The sequence below is a fragment of the Stenotrophomonas sp. SMYL86 genome, from assembly GCF_036320025.1.
GTDB classification, from domain to species: Bacteria; Pseudomonadota; Gammaproteobacteria; order Xanthomonadales; family Xanthomonadaceae; genus Stenotrophomonas; species Stenotrophomonas maltophilia_A.
Window position 1 is genome coordinate 19,883 of sequence record NZ_JAWIRU010000009.1, and the last position, 16,444, is coordinate 36,326.

Sequence of the window (16,444 nt, forward strand, 5' to 3'; positions counted from 1 at the left end):
GGGTGGGTCCGGTTGCGGGAGTGTCCGCGGCATGGATGCCGCGGCCAAGCCCCCATGGACGGGTTTACGGCGTCTCCCGCAACCGGACCCACCCCGCCATCCCACAGGAAACCCGCTTCTGCTGTTGCTGTTGCTGTTGCTGTTGCTCCAGCTCGCAGCAGGTGCAGGGCTGCAAGCCCTGCCGAGCAACACCCTCCTTACGAACGACTGACGTGACGCTCATGCGCCATGCGCGAGGCTGTCCGCTTGGCTGTTCGAGTGGAGGTGGCAACGGTGCACTGGCAAAGCGCACAGGCCTACGCATGGCCGTTGGGATTGGCAGCAGTAGTGGGTGGCATCGGCGCGTGGCTGATCCTCTGGATCTACCATCGATTGAAAGGGCGTGATCGCCGGCGTGCACGCATCGGTCGCGTGCTCGGGTTGCCACTGGCCACCGCATGGCCGCTGCTGTTGTTGATTCCCGCATTGCAGGCCACGCCACTGCAGGATCCGGTGCTGGGCAACCTGCAGCATGTGCTGCACATCGCGCTGACCGCGTGCTTCATCTGGTTGCTGGTACGCGCGGTGGCGGCGGGCGAGCGCGCGATCCTGCGCAGTCATCCCATCGATGTCTCCGACAATCTGGAAGCGCGCCGCATCCAGACCCAGACGCGGGTGCTCAGCCGCGTGCTGATGGGCGGCATCATCGTGCTGGGCGCATCGCTGGTGCTGTTGACCTTCCCGATGGTGCAGAAGATCGGCACCGCGCTGCTGGCATCGGCAGGCCTGATCGGCCTGGTGGCGGGTATCGCGGCCAAGCCGGTGTTCGGCAACCTGATCGCTGGCCTGCAGATTGCGGTGACGCAGCCGATCCGGCTGGATGACGTGGTGATCGTCGAGGGCGAGTGGGGCCGCATCGAGGAGATCGGCAGCAGCTATGTGGTGGTGCGCATCTGGGATGAGCGACGGATGGTGGTGCCGCTGACCTGGTTCATCGAGAACCCGTTCCAGAACTGGACGCGGCGCAGCGCCGACCTGCTCGGCACCGCGTTCCTGTGGTTGGACTACCGTGCGCCGATTGCCGCGATCCGCGCTGAGCTGGAACGCATCTGCCGTGGCGAAGCGCTGTGGGATGGCCGGGTCTGCGTGACCCAGGTGACCGAGACCAGCGAGCGTGCGATCCAGGTGCGCCTGCTGGTCAGCGCGCGCAGCTCGGGCGATGCCTTCGATCTGCGTTGCCTGGTGCGCGAGCGCATGCTCGATTTCCTGGCGCGCGAGCATCCGCAGTCGCTGCCGCAGGTGCGTGCGCGGCTGCAACACGAAGATGAGCTGGATATGCCGCGTGGTCCACGTGCACGCACCGCGGATGTGCGTTCGCCGGGTGCTGAAGATGGTGAGGCGGCGATCGTGCCGGTGGAGCCGGAACCCGGACGGTAGCGCCGGGGGGGGGGGGGGGGCCCCCGGGGGGGGGGGACACGGGCCCGCCGCACGCCGGAGCGCCGCCCCCGCGGGCGGCGCCCCCGGCCCGCGGCCCCCAACCGCGGCCCCGGCCGCCCCGCGCCCGGCACTACCGGATCACGGCTCGCCAGCGTCGATCAGTGCGTCGGTATCGAAGTGCGGTGGTCGCCGCGCGCGCGTGCGCTGCTCATAGGCATAGGCCATCTCGATCAGCTTCGGCTCGCTCCAGGCGGTGCCCATGAACAGCAGACCGACCGGCAGACCATCGATCTGCCCCATCGGCACGGTGAGGCTGGGATAGCCGGCCACGGCGGCGGCGCTGTAGCTTTCACCGGGGAAGTCGTCGCCTTCGCTGCGGATCGGCCATGCCACGCCGGTGGTCGGCGCCACCAGCGCATCGAGCTGGTGGGCGGCGAGGGCAGCATCGATGCCTTCCGGGCCGGCCAGCCGGCGCGCATCGCTGCGGGCGCGGATATAGGCGGGGTCGGCCAGGCCGGCGGTGGCATCGGCCTCCACCAGCAGCTCCTGGCCGAACAGGCCCAGTTCCTGCTTGCTGTGCGCCTGGTTGAAGGCGATCAGTTCGGCCAGGCTGCGCAATGGTGCGCGGTGGGTGCTGAAATAGCGCTCCAGCCCGGCCTTGAATTCGTACAGCAGCAGCGTGCGCTCGGCCTCGGCCCAGGCGCCCTGGTTGGGCAGCTCCACCGGCACCACCACGGCGCCGGCGCGGCGCAGCTCGGTTGCCGCCTGTTCGATCAGTGGCGGCATGCCACGGTACTTCAGCAGGGGCGTCTGCAGCAGGCCGATGCGCTTGCCGCGCAGGCCCTGCGGGTCCAGTCGCGCGGTGTAGTCGTAGACCGCGCGGCCGGGCATGGTCGCGGTGGCCGGATCGGCATCGTCGCGGCCGGCGATCGCGGTCAGCACGGCGGCAGCGTCGGCGACGCTGCGTGCCATCGGCCCGGCAGTGTCCTGGCTGAAGGAGATCGGGATGATGCCGTCGCGGCTGACCAGGCCGACCGTCGGCTTCAGGCCGACCACGCCGTTGATCGCCGCCGGGCAGACGATGCTGCCGTCGGTTTCGGTGCCGATCGCCACGCTGGCCAGGTTGGCGGCCACGGCCACCGCGCTGCCGCTGCTGGAACCACACGGCGAATGGCTGATGCGATAGGGGTTGCGGGTCTGGCCGCCACGCGCGCTCCAGCCGGAGATCGAATCATTGCCGCGGAAGTTGGCCCATTCGCTGAGGTTGGTCTTGCCCAGCACCACCGCACCGGCGTCGCGCAGCCGGCGCACCAGGTAGGCGTCATCCGGGCGGAAGCCCTGCAGGGCCAGCGAACCCGCACTGGTGGCCATCGGCGCGGCGCTGATGTTGTCCTTCAACAGCAGCGGGATGCCATGCAGCGGGCCGCGCAGGCGGCCGTCACGGCGTTCGCGGTCGCGCGCGGCGGCTTCCTTCAGGGCATCGGGGTTGAGCTCGATCACCGCGCGCAGGCGCGGCCCGGTGCGGTCCAGCGCGGCGATGCGCTGCAGGTAGGCCTGGGTCAGGGTGGTGCTGTCCAGTTCCCCGGCGGTCATCCGCGCCTGCAGGTCGGCGACATCGGTTTCGGCGTACGGGAACGGCACGTTGCGGCTCGCAGGTTCGGCCGCATGCGCGGTGGGCGTGGCCGGGCTGCAGCCAGCCGAAAGCAGCGCCGGCAGCGCGGCGAGCAGGCAGGTCAGCAGAGGCGGCAAGGACGGGCGCATGGGGCGGCTTGGTCGGCTCCAATCCCCAGTGTAGCCGGTGCTCAGCGGTGGCGCTTGCGCAGGTCGCGGGCGAGCACGTAGACCACGATCAGGTTGATCGCCAGGATCGTCCACGACGGCCAGCCGGGGTGGCGGATGATCGCGAAGATGTCGAAAGGCAGGTACAGGGCGGCGGTCAGGCAGCCCAGCCAGGAGGCCCAGGCCTTGGCCCGCCACAGGCCCCAGGCTTCGACCAGGTGCAGCAGGCCGTAGCCGATCATCCCCGCCGCGGCCAGGTGGACCGCGTCGGGGCTGATCATGTGCAGCAGCGAGGGCAGGGTGCCATGGTCCGGATCCAGGCTGAAACGCCGGATCAGGGCCATGATGCCGTGCCGTAGCGGCTGCGGTCCGAGCACTTCCAGCCCGGTGGCGGCCAACAGCGCCAGCATCGCCTTGCTCGCTTCGAGCAGGGCGATGACATGGAGACCCGGATGCCGGTGTGGATCCGGGTTGTAGCCGCTCAGGTTCACGGGGTGCTGGCTCAGCCGCCGCGCGAAGCCTTCTTGCGGTCGCTTTCGGTCAGGAACTTCTTGCGCAGACGGATCTCCTTCGGGGTGATCTCGACCAGCTCGTCGTCTTCGATGAAGTCCAGGGCCTGTTCCAGCGAGTACTTGATCGCCGGGGTCAGCTGGATCGCATCGTCCTTGCCCGAAGCGCGCATGTTGGTCAGCGGCTTGGTCTTGATCGCGTTGACGGTCAGGTCGTTGTCCTTGGAGTGGATGCCGACCAGCTGACCTTCATACACGTTGTCGCCTTCAGCAGCGAAGAGCTTGCCGCGCTCCTGCAGCGGGCCCAGCGAGTAGGCCGGCGTGGTGCCCGGCGCATTGGCGATCATCACGCCGTTGATGCGCTTGGCGATCGCGCCCTGTTCCTTCGGGCCGTAGTGGTCGAACACGTGGAACAGCAGGCCCGAACCCTGGGTCAGGGTCTTGAACTCGTTCTGGAAACCGATCAGGCCACGGGCCGGGATCGAGTATTCCAGGCGCACGCGGCCCTTGCCGTCCGATTCCATGTTCTTCAGCTGGCCCTTGCGGGTGCCCAGCTTTTCCATCACGCCGCCCTGGTGGATTTCTTCGATGTCCACCACCAGCTGCTCGATCGGCTCCATCATCTGGCCGTCGATTTCCTTGATGATCACTTCCGGGCGCGACACGGCCAGCTCGTAGCCCTCGCGACGCATGTTCTCGATCAGCACCGACAGGTGCAGTTCGCCACGGCCGGAGACCAGGAACTTGTCGGCGTCTTCCAGCTGCTCGACCTTCAGGGCCACGTTGTGGACCTTTTCACGGTCCAGGCGGTCCTTGATCTGGCGGCTGGTCAGGAACTTGCCACCGGACAGGTCCTTGTTGCCGGCGAACGGCGAGTTGTTGACCTGGAAGGTCATCGAGATGGTCGGCTCGTCGACGGTCAGCGCCGGCAGCGCTTCCGGGGTATCCGGGGCGCAGATGGTGTCGGAGATGGTCAGCTCCTGGATGCCGGAGATGGCCACGATGTCGCCGGCCTCGGCGGTATCCTGCTCGATGCGCTCCAGGCCCATGAAGCCCAGTACCTGCAGCACCTTGCCGTTGCGCTTCTTGCCTTCACGGTCGATGACCGCGACCTGCATGTTCTTCTTCAGGGTGCCGCGCTGGATGCGGCCGATGCCGATCACGCCCACGAAGTTGTTGTAGTCCAGCTGGCTGATGCGCATCTGGAACGGGCCTTCCGGGTCCACTTCCGGACGCGGCGCGTGCTGCATGATCGCTTCGTACAGCGGGGTCATGTCGCCGTCGCGCACGGTGTCTTCCAGGCCAGCGTAGCCGTTCAGGCCGGAGGCGTAGACGATCGGGAAGTCCAGCTGCTCGTTGGTGGCGCCGAGCTTGTCGAACAGGTCGAAGACCTGGTCGATCACCCATTCCGGACGGGCGCCCGGACGGTCGACCTTGTTGACCACGACGATCGGCTTGAAGCCCATCGCGAAGGCCTTCTGGGTCACGAAGCGGGTCTGCGGCATCGGGCCGTCCATCGCATCGACCAGGATCAGCACGGTGTCGACCATCGACAGCACGCGCTCGACCTCACCACCGAAGTCGGCGTGGCCGGGGGTGTCGACGATGTTGATCCGGTTCTTGATGCCGGTCTTCTTGTCTTCCCAGGTGATGGCGGTGTTCTTGGCCAGGATGGTGATGCCGCGTTCCTTTTCCTGGTCGTTGCTGTCCATCACGCGCTCGGCGAGGACGGTACGCTCGGACAGGGTGCCGGACTGCTTCAGCAGCTGGTCGACCAGGGTGGTCTTGCCATGGTCGACGTGGGCGACGATGGCGATGTTGCGAAGATTTTCGATGGACATACGAAAGGGGGCCAGTCGGCGCCGGATTTGGAAAAAGAAGTCCAACATTATACGTCGAACTTGACGATTCGCGAAAAGGTGGATTTCACACCCGTCATGGGGCCCATTCAGCTGGGGGGCCGCGGCGCCGGTCGAGGCCGCCTGGCCTGCACCGCGGGGCACCCCGTCCCGTGGCTGAAGCCCGGATCTGCGCCCATGGTCGAAGCCGCCGCCGCCACGAGGCAGGTGTAAACTAGGTGGCTAGACGCGTTCCCCATCTGCATCAAGGATCTTCATGTCCCTCATCGCCACTTTCGACACCACCCAGGGCCCGATCAAGGTCGAGCTGTTCGCCGACAAGGCGCCGCTGACCGTGGCCAACTTCGTGAACCTGGTCAAGCACGGTTTCTATGACGGCCTGATCTTCCACCGCGTGATCGCCGACTTCATGATCCAGGGCGGCTGCCCGCAGGGTCGTGGCACCGGCGGCCCGGGCTACAAGTTCGAAGACGAGAAGAATGGCGTGAAGCACGAGGTCGGCTCGCTGTCGATGGCCAACGCCGGCCCGAACACCAACGGCAGCCAGTTCTTCATCACCCACATCAAGACCGACTGGCTGGACGGCCGCCACACCGTCTTCGGCAAGGTCCTGGAAGGCCAGGCCATCGTCGATTCGGTCAAGCAGGGCGACGTGATCCATTCGATCACCCTGGAAGGCGACGTCGACGCCGTGCTGGCCGCCCAGGCCGAGCGCGTCGCGGAGTGGAACAAGCACCTCGCCGCCTGATCCCCCTTCGAAACGGCCACCCTCGGGTGGCCGTTTCCCTGTTCCCCGCCGCCCGCCAGGCCTGCGTGGCCACGCCCGCGGCGTCCCATCAAACGCTTGCAAGCAAGAGGAAACCCCCATGAAAGCACCCGTTCGTGTTGCCGTGACCGGCGCCGCCGGCCAGATCGGTTATGCCCTGCTGTTCCGCATCGCCTCCGGCGAAATGCTGGGCAAGGACCAGCCGGTCATCCTGCAGCTGCTGGAACTGCCGGTCGACAAGGCCCAGGCCGCCCTGAAGGGCGTGATGATGGAGCTGGAAGACTGCGCCTTCCCGCTGCTGGCCGGCATGGTCGGCACCGATGATGCCGAAGTCGCGTTCAAGGACGCCGACATCGCTCTGCTGGTCGGCGCACGTCCGCGTGGCCCGGGCATGGAGCGCAAGGACCTGCTGCTGGAAAACGCCAAGATCTTCACCGCCCAGGGCGCGGCGCTGAACAAGGTCGCCAGCCGTGACGTGAAGGTGCTGGTGGTCGGTAACCCGGCCAACACCAACGCCTACATCGCGATGAAGTCGGCCCCGGACCTGAAGCCGGAGAACTTCACCGCCATGCTGCGCCTGGACCACAACCGCGCGCTGAGCCAGCTGTCGACCAAGCTCGGCAAGCCGGTCGGTGGCATGGAGAAGCTGGTCGTTTGGGGCAACCACAGCCCGACCATGTACCCGGACTACCGTTTCGCCGCCGCCGATGGTGCGTCGATCGCCGATGCGATCAACGACCAGGAGTGGAACGCCAACACCTTCATCCCGACCGTCGGCAAGCGCGGCGCGGCGATCATCGAAGCCCGTGGCTCGTCCTCGGCTGCTTCGGCCGCCAACGCAGCCATCGACCATGTGCGTGACTGGGTGCTGGGCAGCAACGGCAAGTGGGTCACCATGGGCGTGCCGTCCGACGGTTCCTACGGCATTCCGGAAGGCGTGATCTTCGGCTTCGCCGTGACCACCGAGAACGGCAAGTACACCCTGGTCAAGGATCTGCCGATCGACGACTTCAGCCAGAAGTACATCGACAAGACCCTGGCCGAGCTGGAAGAAGAGCGCGCCGGCGTCGCCCACCTGCTGGGCTGATGCAGGCGGTACCGGCGCGAGCCGGTACGTCTTCCATCAAGGTAGGTACCGACCGCTGGTCGGTACGCAGCAACGGGGAAGCTCAGGCTTCCCCGTTGCTGTTTGAGGAATACAGGAACTGATGATCCACCTGCATTACATCGACGACGCGCTGCTGGTGGCCGAGAAGCCGGCCGGCCTGCTGTCCGTGCCTGGCCGCAGCGCCGAGAACCAGGACTGCGTGGTCGCGCGCCTGCAGGCGCTGTACCCGGATGCACTGACCGTGCACCGCCTGGACCAGGTGACCTCCGGCCTGCTGCTGCATGCGCGCGGGAAGGACATGCAGGTGGCGTTGTCGATGCAGTTCGAGCAGCGCCAGGTTGGCAAGCGTTACGAAGCGATCGTGGAGGGGCTGCCTGAAGGCGATGCCGGCGAAGTGGACCTGCCGTTGATCGTGGACTGGCCGAACCGGCCGAAGCAGATGGTCGATCACGAACGCGGCAAACCGGCGCTGACACGTTGGCACGTAATGGCACGTGATGTTGAAGCGCAGCGCACCCGCGTGGCGTTGGAACCGATCACTGGCCGCAGCCATCAGCTGCGCCTGCACATGGCCAGTCTCGGCCATCCCATCGTTGGCGATGTGCTGTATGACGCCGCGCCGGCGCAGCGTGTGCATCTGCATGCGCGCAGCCTGCGGTTCACCCATCCAGTGACGGGCGAGCCGCTCGCGTTCGAGTCCGCGACTCCGTTCTAGGGGCTCGGCAGGGCTTGCAGCCCTGCACCTGCAGAATCAACGTCAACGTCAGAAGCGGGCTATCCGTGGGTTGGCGGGACGGTGTCGGAGTGCGGGGACGCCGCAAGTACGTCCCTGTAGGCTTGGCAGCCGCATCCATGCGGCTGACACCCCGCACTCCGACACCGTCCCACCTTCGACAGGTTCCCGCGGCTGTTGGTAACTGCGGCTTTGTTCCGCGCGGCTGTTGGTAGGTGTCGACCTTGGTCGACACGATTCTTCTGTCAGATATCGAATGAATCATCCACGCATGGCGTGGATCTACCGTGTCGACCAAGGTCGACACCCACCAGAGCAGTCGACCAAGGTCGACATCTACCAGAGCAATACGCCTTTCCGACAGATCGCAGGAAACTGTCGAAGGCGGGGGGGGGGGGGGGGGGGGGGGGGGGGGGGGGGGCGCCGCCGGCCGCGCCCCCCCCCCCCCCCCCCCGGCCCCCCCCCCCCCCCCCCCCCCCCCCCCCCCACCCCGCCATCCCCCAGGAAACCAGCTTCTGCTGTTGCTTCGGCCTCTGCAGGTGCAGGGCTGCAAGCCCTGCAGAACAGAACCCCACCCCCTACCAAGGTAGGGCGGCCCGCGCGCCAGCGCCGGACTATCCTCGAACCCATGACTTTGTCTGGGAGGGCTGCGTCATGAACTACGAGGAAACCTACCGTCGCTCGATCGACGAGCCGGAGGCCTTCTGGGGCGAGGAAGCCAAGCGCATCCATTGGCACAAACCGCCGCAGCAGGTGCTCGACTACAGCAACCCGCCGTTCCGGCGCTGGTTCGTCGGTGGTGAAACCAATCTCTGCTACAACGCCGTCGACCGCCACCTGGCCGAGCGCGCCGACCAGCTCGCACTGGTCGCCATTTCCACCGAAACCAACAGCACCCGCGAAATCACCTATCGCCAGCTGTATCGCGAAGTGAACGACTTCGCCGCCGTGCTCAACCACCTCGGCGTCGGCCACGGCGATCGCGTGGTGATCTACATGCCGAACATGGCCGAGGCGGTATTCGCGATGCTCGCCTGTGCGCGCATCGGCGCCGTGCATTCGGTCGTGTTCGGTGGCTTTGCCGCGCACAACCTGGCGCTGCGCATCGACGACGCCAAGCCCAAGCTGCTGATCGCCGCCGATGCCGGCATGCGCGGTGGCAAGTTGATTCCGTACAAGCCGATGGTCGACGCCGCCTGCGCCGAAGCCACGTCGCCACCGCCGCACGTGCTGATCGTGTCGCGTGGGCTGGATGCCGCCGAACCACGCGTGCCGGGCCGCGATGTGGACTACGCCGAGCTGCGTGCGCAGATCGGTGAAGTCGACGTGCCGGTGCAGTGGCTGGAAGCGAGCGAGCCGAGCTATCTGCTGTATACCTCCGGCACCACCGGCAAGCCGAAGGGCGTGCAGCGCGATGTGGGGGGCTATGCGGTGGCGATGGCGCAGTCGATGGAAACGGTGTTCGACTGCAGGCCGGGCCAGGTGATGTTCTCCACCTCCGACGTCGGCTGGGCGGTCGGCCATTCCTACAACGTGTACGGCCCGCTGATCGGCGGCTGCACCTCGCTGCTCTACGAAGGGCTGCCGACCAACCCGGATCCGGGCATCTGGTGGGCGCTGTGCGAGCAGTACAACGTGCGCACGATGTTCTCGTCGCCCACCGCCATCCGCGTGCTGAAGAAGCACGACGCGGACTTCATCCATCGCCACGACCTGGGCGCGCTGAAGTACCTGTTCCTGGCCGGCGAGCCGCTGGACGAACCGACCGCGCACTGGATCAGCGAAGCGCTCGGCAAGCCGATCATCGACAACTACTGGCAGACCGAAACCGGCTGGCCGGCACTGACCCTGCTGCCGGGCCTGGAGATGAAGCCGGTGCGTTTCGGCTCGCCCGGGTTCCCCAATCTCGGCTACCGGATGAAGGTGATCGACGAGAACACCGGCGAGGAAGTGGCACCGGGGCAGAAGGGCGTGCTGGTGGTGTCGCCGCCGCTGCCGCCGGGCTGCATGAGCACGGTGTGGAACGACGACAGCCGTTTCCTGCAGAGCTACTTCAGCCACTTCAAGGAGCTGCTGTACAGCTCGCTGGACTGGGCGATCCGTGACGACGATGGTTATACCTTCATCCTCGGCCGTACCGACGATGTGATCAACGTGGCCGGGCACCGCCTGGGCACGCGCGAGATCGAGGAGGCCATTTCCAGTCATCCGCGCGTGGCCGAGGCGGCGGTGATCGGGGTCAAGGACGAACTGAAGGGGCAGGTGCCGCTGGTGTTCGTCACTCTCAAGCAGGGGCTCGATGGCGAGGATCCGGCGCCGGTGGTGGCCGAGATGATGGCGACGGTGACGACTTCGCTTGGTGCGGTCGCGCGCCCGGCGCACGTGCACGTGGTCAATGCCTTGCCCAAGACCCGCTCTGGCAAGCTGCTGCGGCGCTCGTTGCAGGCGCTGGCCGAGCAGCGCGACCCGGGTGACCTGTCGACGCTGGACGACCCCAGCGCGCTGGAGGAGATCCGCCGCGCGCTGGGACGTTGACCTGGTAGTGGGGGGGGGGGGGGGGGGGGGCCCGCCCGAGCGGGGGGGGGGGGGGCCCCGGCGCGCCGCCCGCGCCCCCCCCCCCACCACCAGCCCGCGGGGGGCCCCCCCGCCCCCGCCACTACCCGCAGCACTTGCGCTAAGCTCGGCCTGTCATCGACCTGCAATACGCGGCGCGCGCCGGGGAAGGCGCGTGCCGTCCGGGGATGGCACACAGGGGAGCGTGCCCGCCAGGGCGCGCTGGCATTGCGCATCGAGGATTGGGGGGAGGCAATGGCTTTGCTGCACGCCAAGACGGCTGCTGGCCGTCAGGAAATCGAAGACCGGGGGCGGCGCCTGCCGGCGGCACTGCGTTCGATCCTGCTGATGGTCGACGGCCATCGCGATGACACTGAATTGCGCGGCCTGTTCGAAGGCCTGCGGGCACCGCCGGATGCACTGGAGCAGTTGGCCGCGCAGGGCCTGATCGAAGTGATCGGTGGCAGTGCCGAAGCCACACCGGCGCGCGGCATCAGTACCGGCCGCGAACAGGATCCGGCGCTGTACCAGCAGCTGTACGACGCGATGAGTGAGGCCGTGCGTCGGCATCTGGGCCTGAAGGGCTATTTCATGCAGTTGAAGATCGAACGCTGCACCGATGCGCTGGCACTGGAACGCCTGTGCCCGGAACTGCTGGCGGCGGTGGGCAAGGCACGCAGCCCGGCGCTGGCGCAGCGCTGGTGGCAGGAGACCCAGGCGGCCGTGGTCAATGGCGGCGGCGAGGTCGTGCAGGCCTGAGCCACCGCGTAAAGTGATCGGTTCACTTCCCCACAAGGAGTCCCGCGTGCAGGACGACCACGACGACACCGATACCCCCGGCTGGGACGCGATCAATGCGGCGCTGGCGCCGCTGTATGCCGGGCAGGAACCGCGTCACTTCGGCACCGCGCTTCCGTACACGCTCGGTGGCCAGGATCCGCTCGATGGCATCAGCGTGTACTGGGCGGATGCGCCGGTACCGCATTGGCATTACATCACCTACGGCTTCTCCGAGCTGTACGCCAAGGAGAGCAGTGATGCCACCGCCAGTGGCTATGGTTTCGAGCTGACCTTCCGCCTCGCTGCCGACGCCGGTGAGAACGCCGGCAGCACGCCACCGGTGTGGCCGATGAACCTGCTGCAGAACCTGGCGCGCTATGTGTTCGGCAGTGGCAACGTGTTCGAGGATGGCCATCACCTCAACGCCAACGGCCCGATCGCGTTGGAGACCAACACGCGCTTGTGCCATCTGGCCTTCGTCGCAGATCCGCAGTTGCCCGCACGCGACACCGCCAATGGCCACCTGCAGTTCCTGCAGCTGGTCGGGCTGACCGATGAGGAGATGGAAGCGGTCAAGCGCTGGTCGACGCGCGGCGTGCTGCAGGCGCTGCAACCGGCGATGCCGCTGTGGATCAGCGACCTGCATCGCGGCAACCTGCTGGAGGATCCGGCATTGGCTGCACAGGTGCAGACCGGCAGCGAGCGCGAGGGCTCCAGCACCGGTATGCTGTTCATCGAGACGCTGGACTGGCGCCAGGAGGCGGGCGTCACCACCCTGGTGCTCGGTGCGGGCCAGGTGGCCAGCGTGTGCGAGCTGCTGCCATTGCGCCTGCGCCACGGCAAATCACTGGAACTGGTCAGCCGCGAGCGGCAGTGGGAATTCATTCCGGCCGCGCGCGGTGAAACCGGCGAGGTATCGGCCGACAGCGCGCGCTGGGCACTGGACGAGACGGGTCTGGAAGCCTTGGCGGGCGTGCGTGCCGAGCGCGGCATCTACCCGGTGGCGGCGGCGCTGCGCATCGAAGTGGTGCCCACCTACCTGCGCGATGCCAAGGGCGAAGTGATCCGCCAGATCGGCTGAGTGTGGCGATTGCACCGATGGGGGCAGAGCCGTCTGCTGTGCAGACGGCTCCGACCCATGGTCTGGCTCAGGCCAGGCCTTCGGCCTTCAGCGCGGCCTGCACGCCGGCATCGGCATCCATGCGCGCCTTGTAGGCGGCCAGGTTGTCCAGGCCGGACAGGTCGACCTTGGTGCCGGCGGCCCAGCGCAGCGTGATGTAGAAGTACGGGTCGGCGAAGCTGCGGAAGCCGGCCAGCCACGGCTTGTCGGCCAGCTGCTTGTCGGCGGTCTCGAACAGGGCGCGCAGGCGCTTGTGCGCGGCGGCGCGGATCGCATCGAACTGGCTCTCGTCGGCAATGAACTTGCCCGGCGCGAACAGTGGCGAGAAGGCCGGATGCACATCGGAATTGACGAAGGCCAGCCAGCGGGTGGCTTCGGCGCGCTGGCGCGGGCTGCCGTCGCCGCCGAGGCCGGCCTGCGGGAAGCTGTCGGCGATATAGCCCATGATCGCGGCGTTCTGCAGCAGCACGAAGTCGCCGTCGACCAGTGCGGGGACGGCACCGGCCGGATTGATCTTGAGGAATTCCGGGCCCTTCAGGGTGTCCTTGTTCAGCAGCTCAACCTCGAACGGCTGGCCGGTCCACTGCAGGGCGATGTGGTCGGCGGTGGAACAGGCACCGGGCTTGCTGTACAGCTTCATGGGAACTCCAGGTGATGCGGGCGGGAAACGCCCACTATCCCAGAGCTTGCCAGCGGGCGGCAACGCTGCCGCCAGCACGGATCGTTACGACTGCCGCGGCTTGAGGTTCTGCACCTTATAGAAGGTGTGATCGCCGATGGTGGCCACCTGGTAGGCATTGCGCCAGTTCGGGCTGGCAATGGACAGCGCGGCGAAGTGGCTGGCACCGGGCACGATCTCGCGGCGCTCGCCGGCCGGCAGCGCCCAGTTGCGCTCGGCGTCGAAGGCCACGTTCATCGCCTCGCTCCAGGCCGCATCATTGCCCAGTTGGGTGCCGGGCGAGACGATGGTCGGTGCGAACTGCTTGCGCGCGGTGACCACCTGGCACATGGAGTCGCCCCACAGGCCACTGTCGAGGCGGCGCAGGGCGACCTCGGCGACGGCCTGCTGGCCACGCAGGGTCTGGTCGCGGGCTTCCAGGTAAACGGTGGTGCTCAAACACAATGAATCAGCGGCCGGCTGAGGCAACAACTGCGACAGCCAGAGAATCCAGGCCAGTTTCATATAACTCCTTGCTCCGTATGGGCCGCACGCTCCGGTTCCGGCCGCGGGGGCGACGGGAGGCGGGGTACGACTTGGCGTCATGGGGAGGCGGCCATCGGGGCCGCCCCGTGGGCAGCCCCAAAAGAAACGATCAGTACCGATCGAGGGGCTGCGCCGGCTCACCGGAAACTGGCTGGTGAGCGGAAAGATGGCGCAAGGTAGGGGGGGATAGCCGAACGCATCGTGAACCGCCCGGCTTGACATTCAGGTTCGGCAGGGGTGACGGAAATCACATTCCGCCCCCCATTCAGGCGCTCATCAGAGCGCGGCGGCCACCCGGCTGCCCTGGTCGATGGCCCGCTTCGCATCCAGTTCGGCGGCCACATCGGCACCCCCGATCAGCTGCGCGTTGATGCCGGCGGCCTGCAGTTCGGCCTGCAATGCACGGTTCGGTTCCTGCCCGGCGCAGATCACCACATGGTCGACCGGCAGCAGCTGTTCGCTGCCTTCCACGCGGATGCGCAGGCCCTCGTCGTCCACGCCCAGGTACTCGACGCCACCGAGCATGCGCACGCCCTTGGCCTTCAGTGTGGCGCGGTGAATCCAGCCAGTGGTCTTGCCCAGTCGCGCGCCGGGCTTGCCCGGGCTGCGCTGCAGCAGCCAGAGCCGACGCGGTGACGCCTCGACCTCGGGCCGGCCCAGCGAGCCGCGGGCCTCGAACGCGCTGTCCACGCCCCATTCGGCCATCCAGCGTTGCGGGTCGAGGGAGGGTGACTCACCTGCGTGGCTGAGGAACTCGCCGACATCGAAGCCGATGCCGCCGGCGCCGATGATCGCCGCATTGGTGCCCACTTCAACCCGGCCCAGCAGCACGTCCAGGTAGCTGACCACCTTGGCGTGGTCGGCGCCGGGGAAGTCGACCTTGCGCGGGGTGATGCCGGTGGCCAGCACCACCTCGTCGAAGCCGGCCAGGGTGGCGGCATCGGCGCGGGTGCCGAGGCGCAGCTGCACGCCGGTTTCGGCCAGCGTGTGGCGGAAGTAGCGCAGGGTCTCGTGGAACTCTTCCTTGCCGGGGATGCGCTTGGCCACGTTGAACTGGCCGCCGATCTCCTCGTTGGCATCGAACAGGGTGACCTGGTGGCCGCGCTGGGCAGCGACGGTGGCACACGCCAGGCCTGCCGGGCCAGCACCGACCACGGCAACTTTCTTCGGCGTGGCGGTGGGGCGATAGACCAGCTCGGTCTCGTGGGCGGCGCGCGGATTGACCAGGCAGCTGGCCAGCTTGTTCTCGAACACGTGGTCCAGGCAGGCCTGGTTGCAGGCGATGCAGGTGTTGATCGCCTCGGCGCGGCCGGCACGGGCCTTGTTGGGCCATTGCGGGTCGGCCAGCAGCGGACGCGCCAGCGACACCATGTCGGCACCGCCGCTGGCAAGGATGCGCTCGGCGACGTCGGGCATGTTGATGCGGTTGGTCGCCACCAGCGGCACCTTCACATGCGGCTTGAGCTTGGCGGTGACCCCGGCGAAGGCGGCGCGCGGCACCGAGGTGGCAATGGTCGGAATACGGGCTTCGTGCCAGCCGATGCCGGAATTGATGATCGTCGCGCCGGCGGCCTCGATGGCCTGCGCCTGCTGCACGATCTCCTCCCAGTTGCTGCCGTCTTCCACCAGGTCCACCAGCGACAGGCGGTAGATGATGATGAAGTCCGGGCCACAGGCCTCGCGGATGCGGCGCACGATCTCGACCGCGAAGCGCATGCGCTGGTTGGCATCGCCGCCCCAGCGGTCGGTGCGCTTGTTGGTGCGCGGGGCGATGAACTCGTTGATGAGGTAGCCCTCCGAGCCCATCACTTCCACACCGTCGTAGCCTGCCTCGCGGGCCAGCTTCGCGCTGCGTGCGTAGTCGGCGATATGCCGCTCGACGCCGCTGGCCGACAACGCACGCGGGGTGAACGGGTTGATCGGTGCCTTCAGCTTCGACGGCGCCACCGACAGAGGGTGGTAGGCATAGCGGCCGGCATGCAGCAGCTGCAGGCAGATCTTCGCGCCGTGCTGGTGCGCGGCGGCGGTGAGCTGACGGTGCGGGCGTACTTCCCAGGGCCAGGACAGCTTGCCGCCGAACGGCTTCAGCCAGCCGACCACGTTCGGCGCGAAGCCACCGGTGACGATCAGGCCGACACCGCCCTCGGCGCGTTCGGCGAAGTAGGCCGCCAGCCGCGGGAAGTCGCGGGCGCGATCCTCCAGGCCGGTGTGCATCGAGCCCATCAATACGCGGTTGCGCAGCTGGGTGAAGCCCAGGTCCAGCGGGGCGAACAGATGGGGGTAGGCGCTTTCGTTGGCTGGCGACATTGTCGATACGCTTGCGTACGGAAGCGCGAAGCGTGCCGCGAAACGGCGGCCGGGGCAAGGGCCGGCCTTTGGGTAGTGCCGGCCGCTGGCCGGGTACGCTCGGCACGTGCGTGCTGTCGCTCCCGCAATTCGCTGCGCGAACCGCGGGCCCCACTTACCGGCCTCCACGCCCCCGCGCCTGCGGCGCTCCCCCCGAACTCCGGGGGGTAGTGCCGGCCGCTGGCCGGGATCCTGGGCAGATCAGGGGGACTGCGGCTGCCGGCCAGCGGCCGGCCCTACCGGGGTGCGACCGATCCCGCACCAGCCCAGC

Annotated in this window: 13 protein-coding genes; 7 read left to right on the forward strand and 6 right to left on the reverse strand. The window is 67.6% G+C overall.

Translation table 11 applies throughout. The annotated features are described in order from the left end of the window. Positions 1-228 precede the first annotated feature (228 nt). Positions 229-1,416: a mechanosensitive ion channel family protein gene (locus V3B64_RS11450; RefSeq protein ID WP_329914167.1), complete on the forward strand. Its 1,188-nt coding sequence runs from the start codon at positions 229-231 to the stop codon at positions 1,414-1,416. A gap of 138 nt (positions 1,417-1,554) precedes the next feature. Here the strand turns inward: V3B64_RS11450 and V3B64_RS11455 are convergent, their stop codons facing one another. From V3B64_RS11455 to typA, 3 genes are read right to left on the reverse strand one after another with little or no spacing between them, the layout of a single operon-like run. Then, positions 1,555-3,177 carry an amidase gene (locus V3B64_RS11455; RefSeq protein ID WP_329914168.1) on the reverse strand — a complete coding sequence of 541 codons (1,623 nt, stop codon included), beginning with the start codon at positions 3,175-3,177 and terminating at the stop codon, positions 1,555-1,557. A 41-nt stretch (positions 3,178-3,218) separates the two neighbouring features. After that, complete coding sequence (locus tag V3B64_RS11460; protein WP_049422416.1) at positions 3,219-3,686, reverse strand: DUF2127 domain-containing protein; 468 nt, start codon at positions 3,684-3,686, stop codon at positions 3,219-3,221. Positions 3,687-3,697: 11 nt separating this feature from the next. Further along, positions 3,698-5,545, reverse strand: a complete 1,848-nt coding sequence (gene typA, locus V3B64_RS11465; protein WP_032129766.1) for a translational GTPase TypA — start codon at positions 5,543-5,545, stop codon at positions 3,698-3,700. Positions 5,546-5,819: 274 nt separating this feature from the next. Here typA and V3B64_RS11470 point away from each other — a divergent pair, with 274 nt between their 5' ends. The 6 genes from V3B64_RS11470 to V3B64_RS11495 all read left to right on the forward strand — a co-directional run bounded on the left by V3B64_RS11470 (position 5,820) and on the right by V3B64_RS11495 (position 12,584). Next, positions 5,820-6,311, forward strand: coding sequence for a peptidylprolyl isomerase (locus V3B64_RS11470; RefSeq protein ID WP_004153629.1), 492 nt, complete (start codon positions 5,820-5,822; stop codon positions 6,309-6,311). 118 nt (positions 6,312-6,429) lie between these two features. Further along, positions 6,430-7,416 (forward strand): malate dehydrogenase, encoded by a 987-nt coding sequence (locus V3B64_RS11475; RefSeq protein WP_329914169.1) that lies wholly within the window; start codon positions 6,430-6,432, stop codon positions 7,414-7,416. Between the two features lie 121 nt (positions 7,417-7,537). Next, entirely contained in the window at positions 7,538-8,152 is a 615-nt protein-coding gene (locus V3B64_RS11480) for an RluA family pseudouridine synthase (RefSeq protein ID WP_329893406.1), read from the forward strand. 672 nt (positions 8,153-8,824) lie between these two features. Continuing rightward, positions 8,825-10,705 (forward strand): propionate--CoA ligase, encoded by a 1,881-nt coding sequence (prpE, locus tag V3B64_RS11485; protein WP_329914170.1) that lies wholly within the window; start codon positions 8,825-8,827, stop codon positions 10,703-10,705. Positions 10,706-10,978: 273 nt separating this feature from the next. Then, on the forward strand, positions 10,979-11,482 hold the full coding sequence (locus tag V3B64_RS11490) for a hypothetical protein (RefSeq protein WP_110711170.1): 504 nt from the start codon (positions 10,979-10,981) through the stop codon (positions 11,480-11,482). A gap of 46 nt (positions 11,483-11,528) precedes the next feature. Then, a complete protein-coding gene (locus V3B64_RS11495; RefSeq protein ID WP_121504066.1) occupies positions 11,529-12,584 on the forward strand; it encodes a suppressor of fused domain protein in 1,056 nt (351 codons plus the stop codon). Between the two features lie 67 nt (positions 12,585-12,651). Here the strand turns inward: V3B64_RS11495 and V3B64_RS11500 are convergent, their stop codons facing one another. From V3B64_RS11500 to V3B64_RS11510, 3 genes are all read right to left on the reverse strand, one after another. Further along, positions 12,652-13,263 carry a glutathione S-transferase N-terminal domain-containing protein gene (locus V3B64_RS11500; protein WP_032130478.1) on the reverse strand — a complete coding sequence of 204 codons (612 nt, stop codon included), beginning with the start codon at positions 13,261-13,263 and terminating at the stop codon, positions 12,652-12,654. Between the two features lie 84 nt (positions 13,264-13,347). Next, positions 13,348-13,806 (reverse strand): cell wall hydrolase, encoded by a 459-nt coding sequence (locus tag V3B64_RS11505; protein WP_004154513.1) that lies wholly within the window; start codon positions 13,804-13,806, stop codon positions 13,348-13,350. Between the two features lie 297 nt (positions 13,807-14,103). Then, complete coding sequence (locus tag V3B64_RS11510; RefSeq protein WP_049422603.1) at positions 14,104-16,134, reverse strand: NADPH-dependent 2,4-dienoyl-CoA reductase; 2,031 nt, start codon at positions 16,132-16,134, stop codon at positions 14,104-14,106. Between the last annotated feature and the right edge of the window lie 310 nt (positions 16,135-16,444).

Bases quoted from the DNA above. Each gene is read 5' to 3' on its own strand.
- V3B64_RS11480 (WP_329893406.1), top strand. From the start codon at position 7,538: ATGATCCACCTGCATTACATCGACGACGCGCTGCTGGTGGCCGAGAAG.
- V3B64_RS11455 (WP_329914168.1), bottom strand. From the start codon at position 3,177: ATGCGCCCGTCCTTGCCGCCTCTGCTGACCTGCCTGCTCGCCGCGCTG.
- V3B64_RS11510 (WP_049422603.1), bottom strand. From the start codon at position 16,134: ATGTCGCCAGCCAACGAAAGCGCCTACCCCCATCTGTTCGCCCCGCTG.
- V3B64_RS11500 (WP_032130478.1), bottom strand. From the start codon at position 13,263: ATGAAGCTGTACAGCAAGCCCGGTGCCTGTTCCACCGCCGACCACATC.
- V3B64_RS11490 (WP_110711170.1), top strand. From the start codon at position 10,979: ATGGCTTTGCTGCACGCCAAGACGGCTGCTGGCCGTCAGGAAATCGAA.
- prpE (WP_329914170.1), top strand. From the start codon at position 8,825: ATGAACTACGAGGAAACCTACCGTCGCTCGATCGACGAGCCGGAGGCC.
- V3B64_RS11475 (WP_329914169.1), top strand. From the start codon at position 6,430: ATGAAAGCACCCGTTCGTGTTGCCGTGACCGGCGCCGCCGGCCAGATC.
- V3B64_RS11505 (WP_004154513.1), bottom strand. From the start codon at position 13,806: ATGAAACTGGCCTGGATTCTCTGGCTGTCGCAGTTGTTGCCTCAGCCG.
- V3B64_RS11470 (WP_004153629.1), top strand. From the start codon at position 5,820: ATGTCCCTCATCGCCACTTTCGACACCACCCAGGGCCCGATCAAGGTC.
- typA (WP_032129766.1), bottom strand. From the start codon at position 5,545: ATGTCCATCGAAAATCTTCGCAACATCGCCATCGTCGCCCACGTCGAC.
- V3B64_RS11450 (WP_329914167.1), top strand. From the start codon at position 229: ATGCGCGAGGCTGTCCGCTTGGCTGTTCGAGTGGAGGTGGCAACGGTG.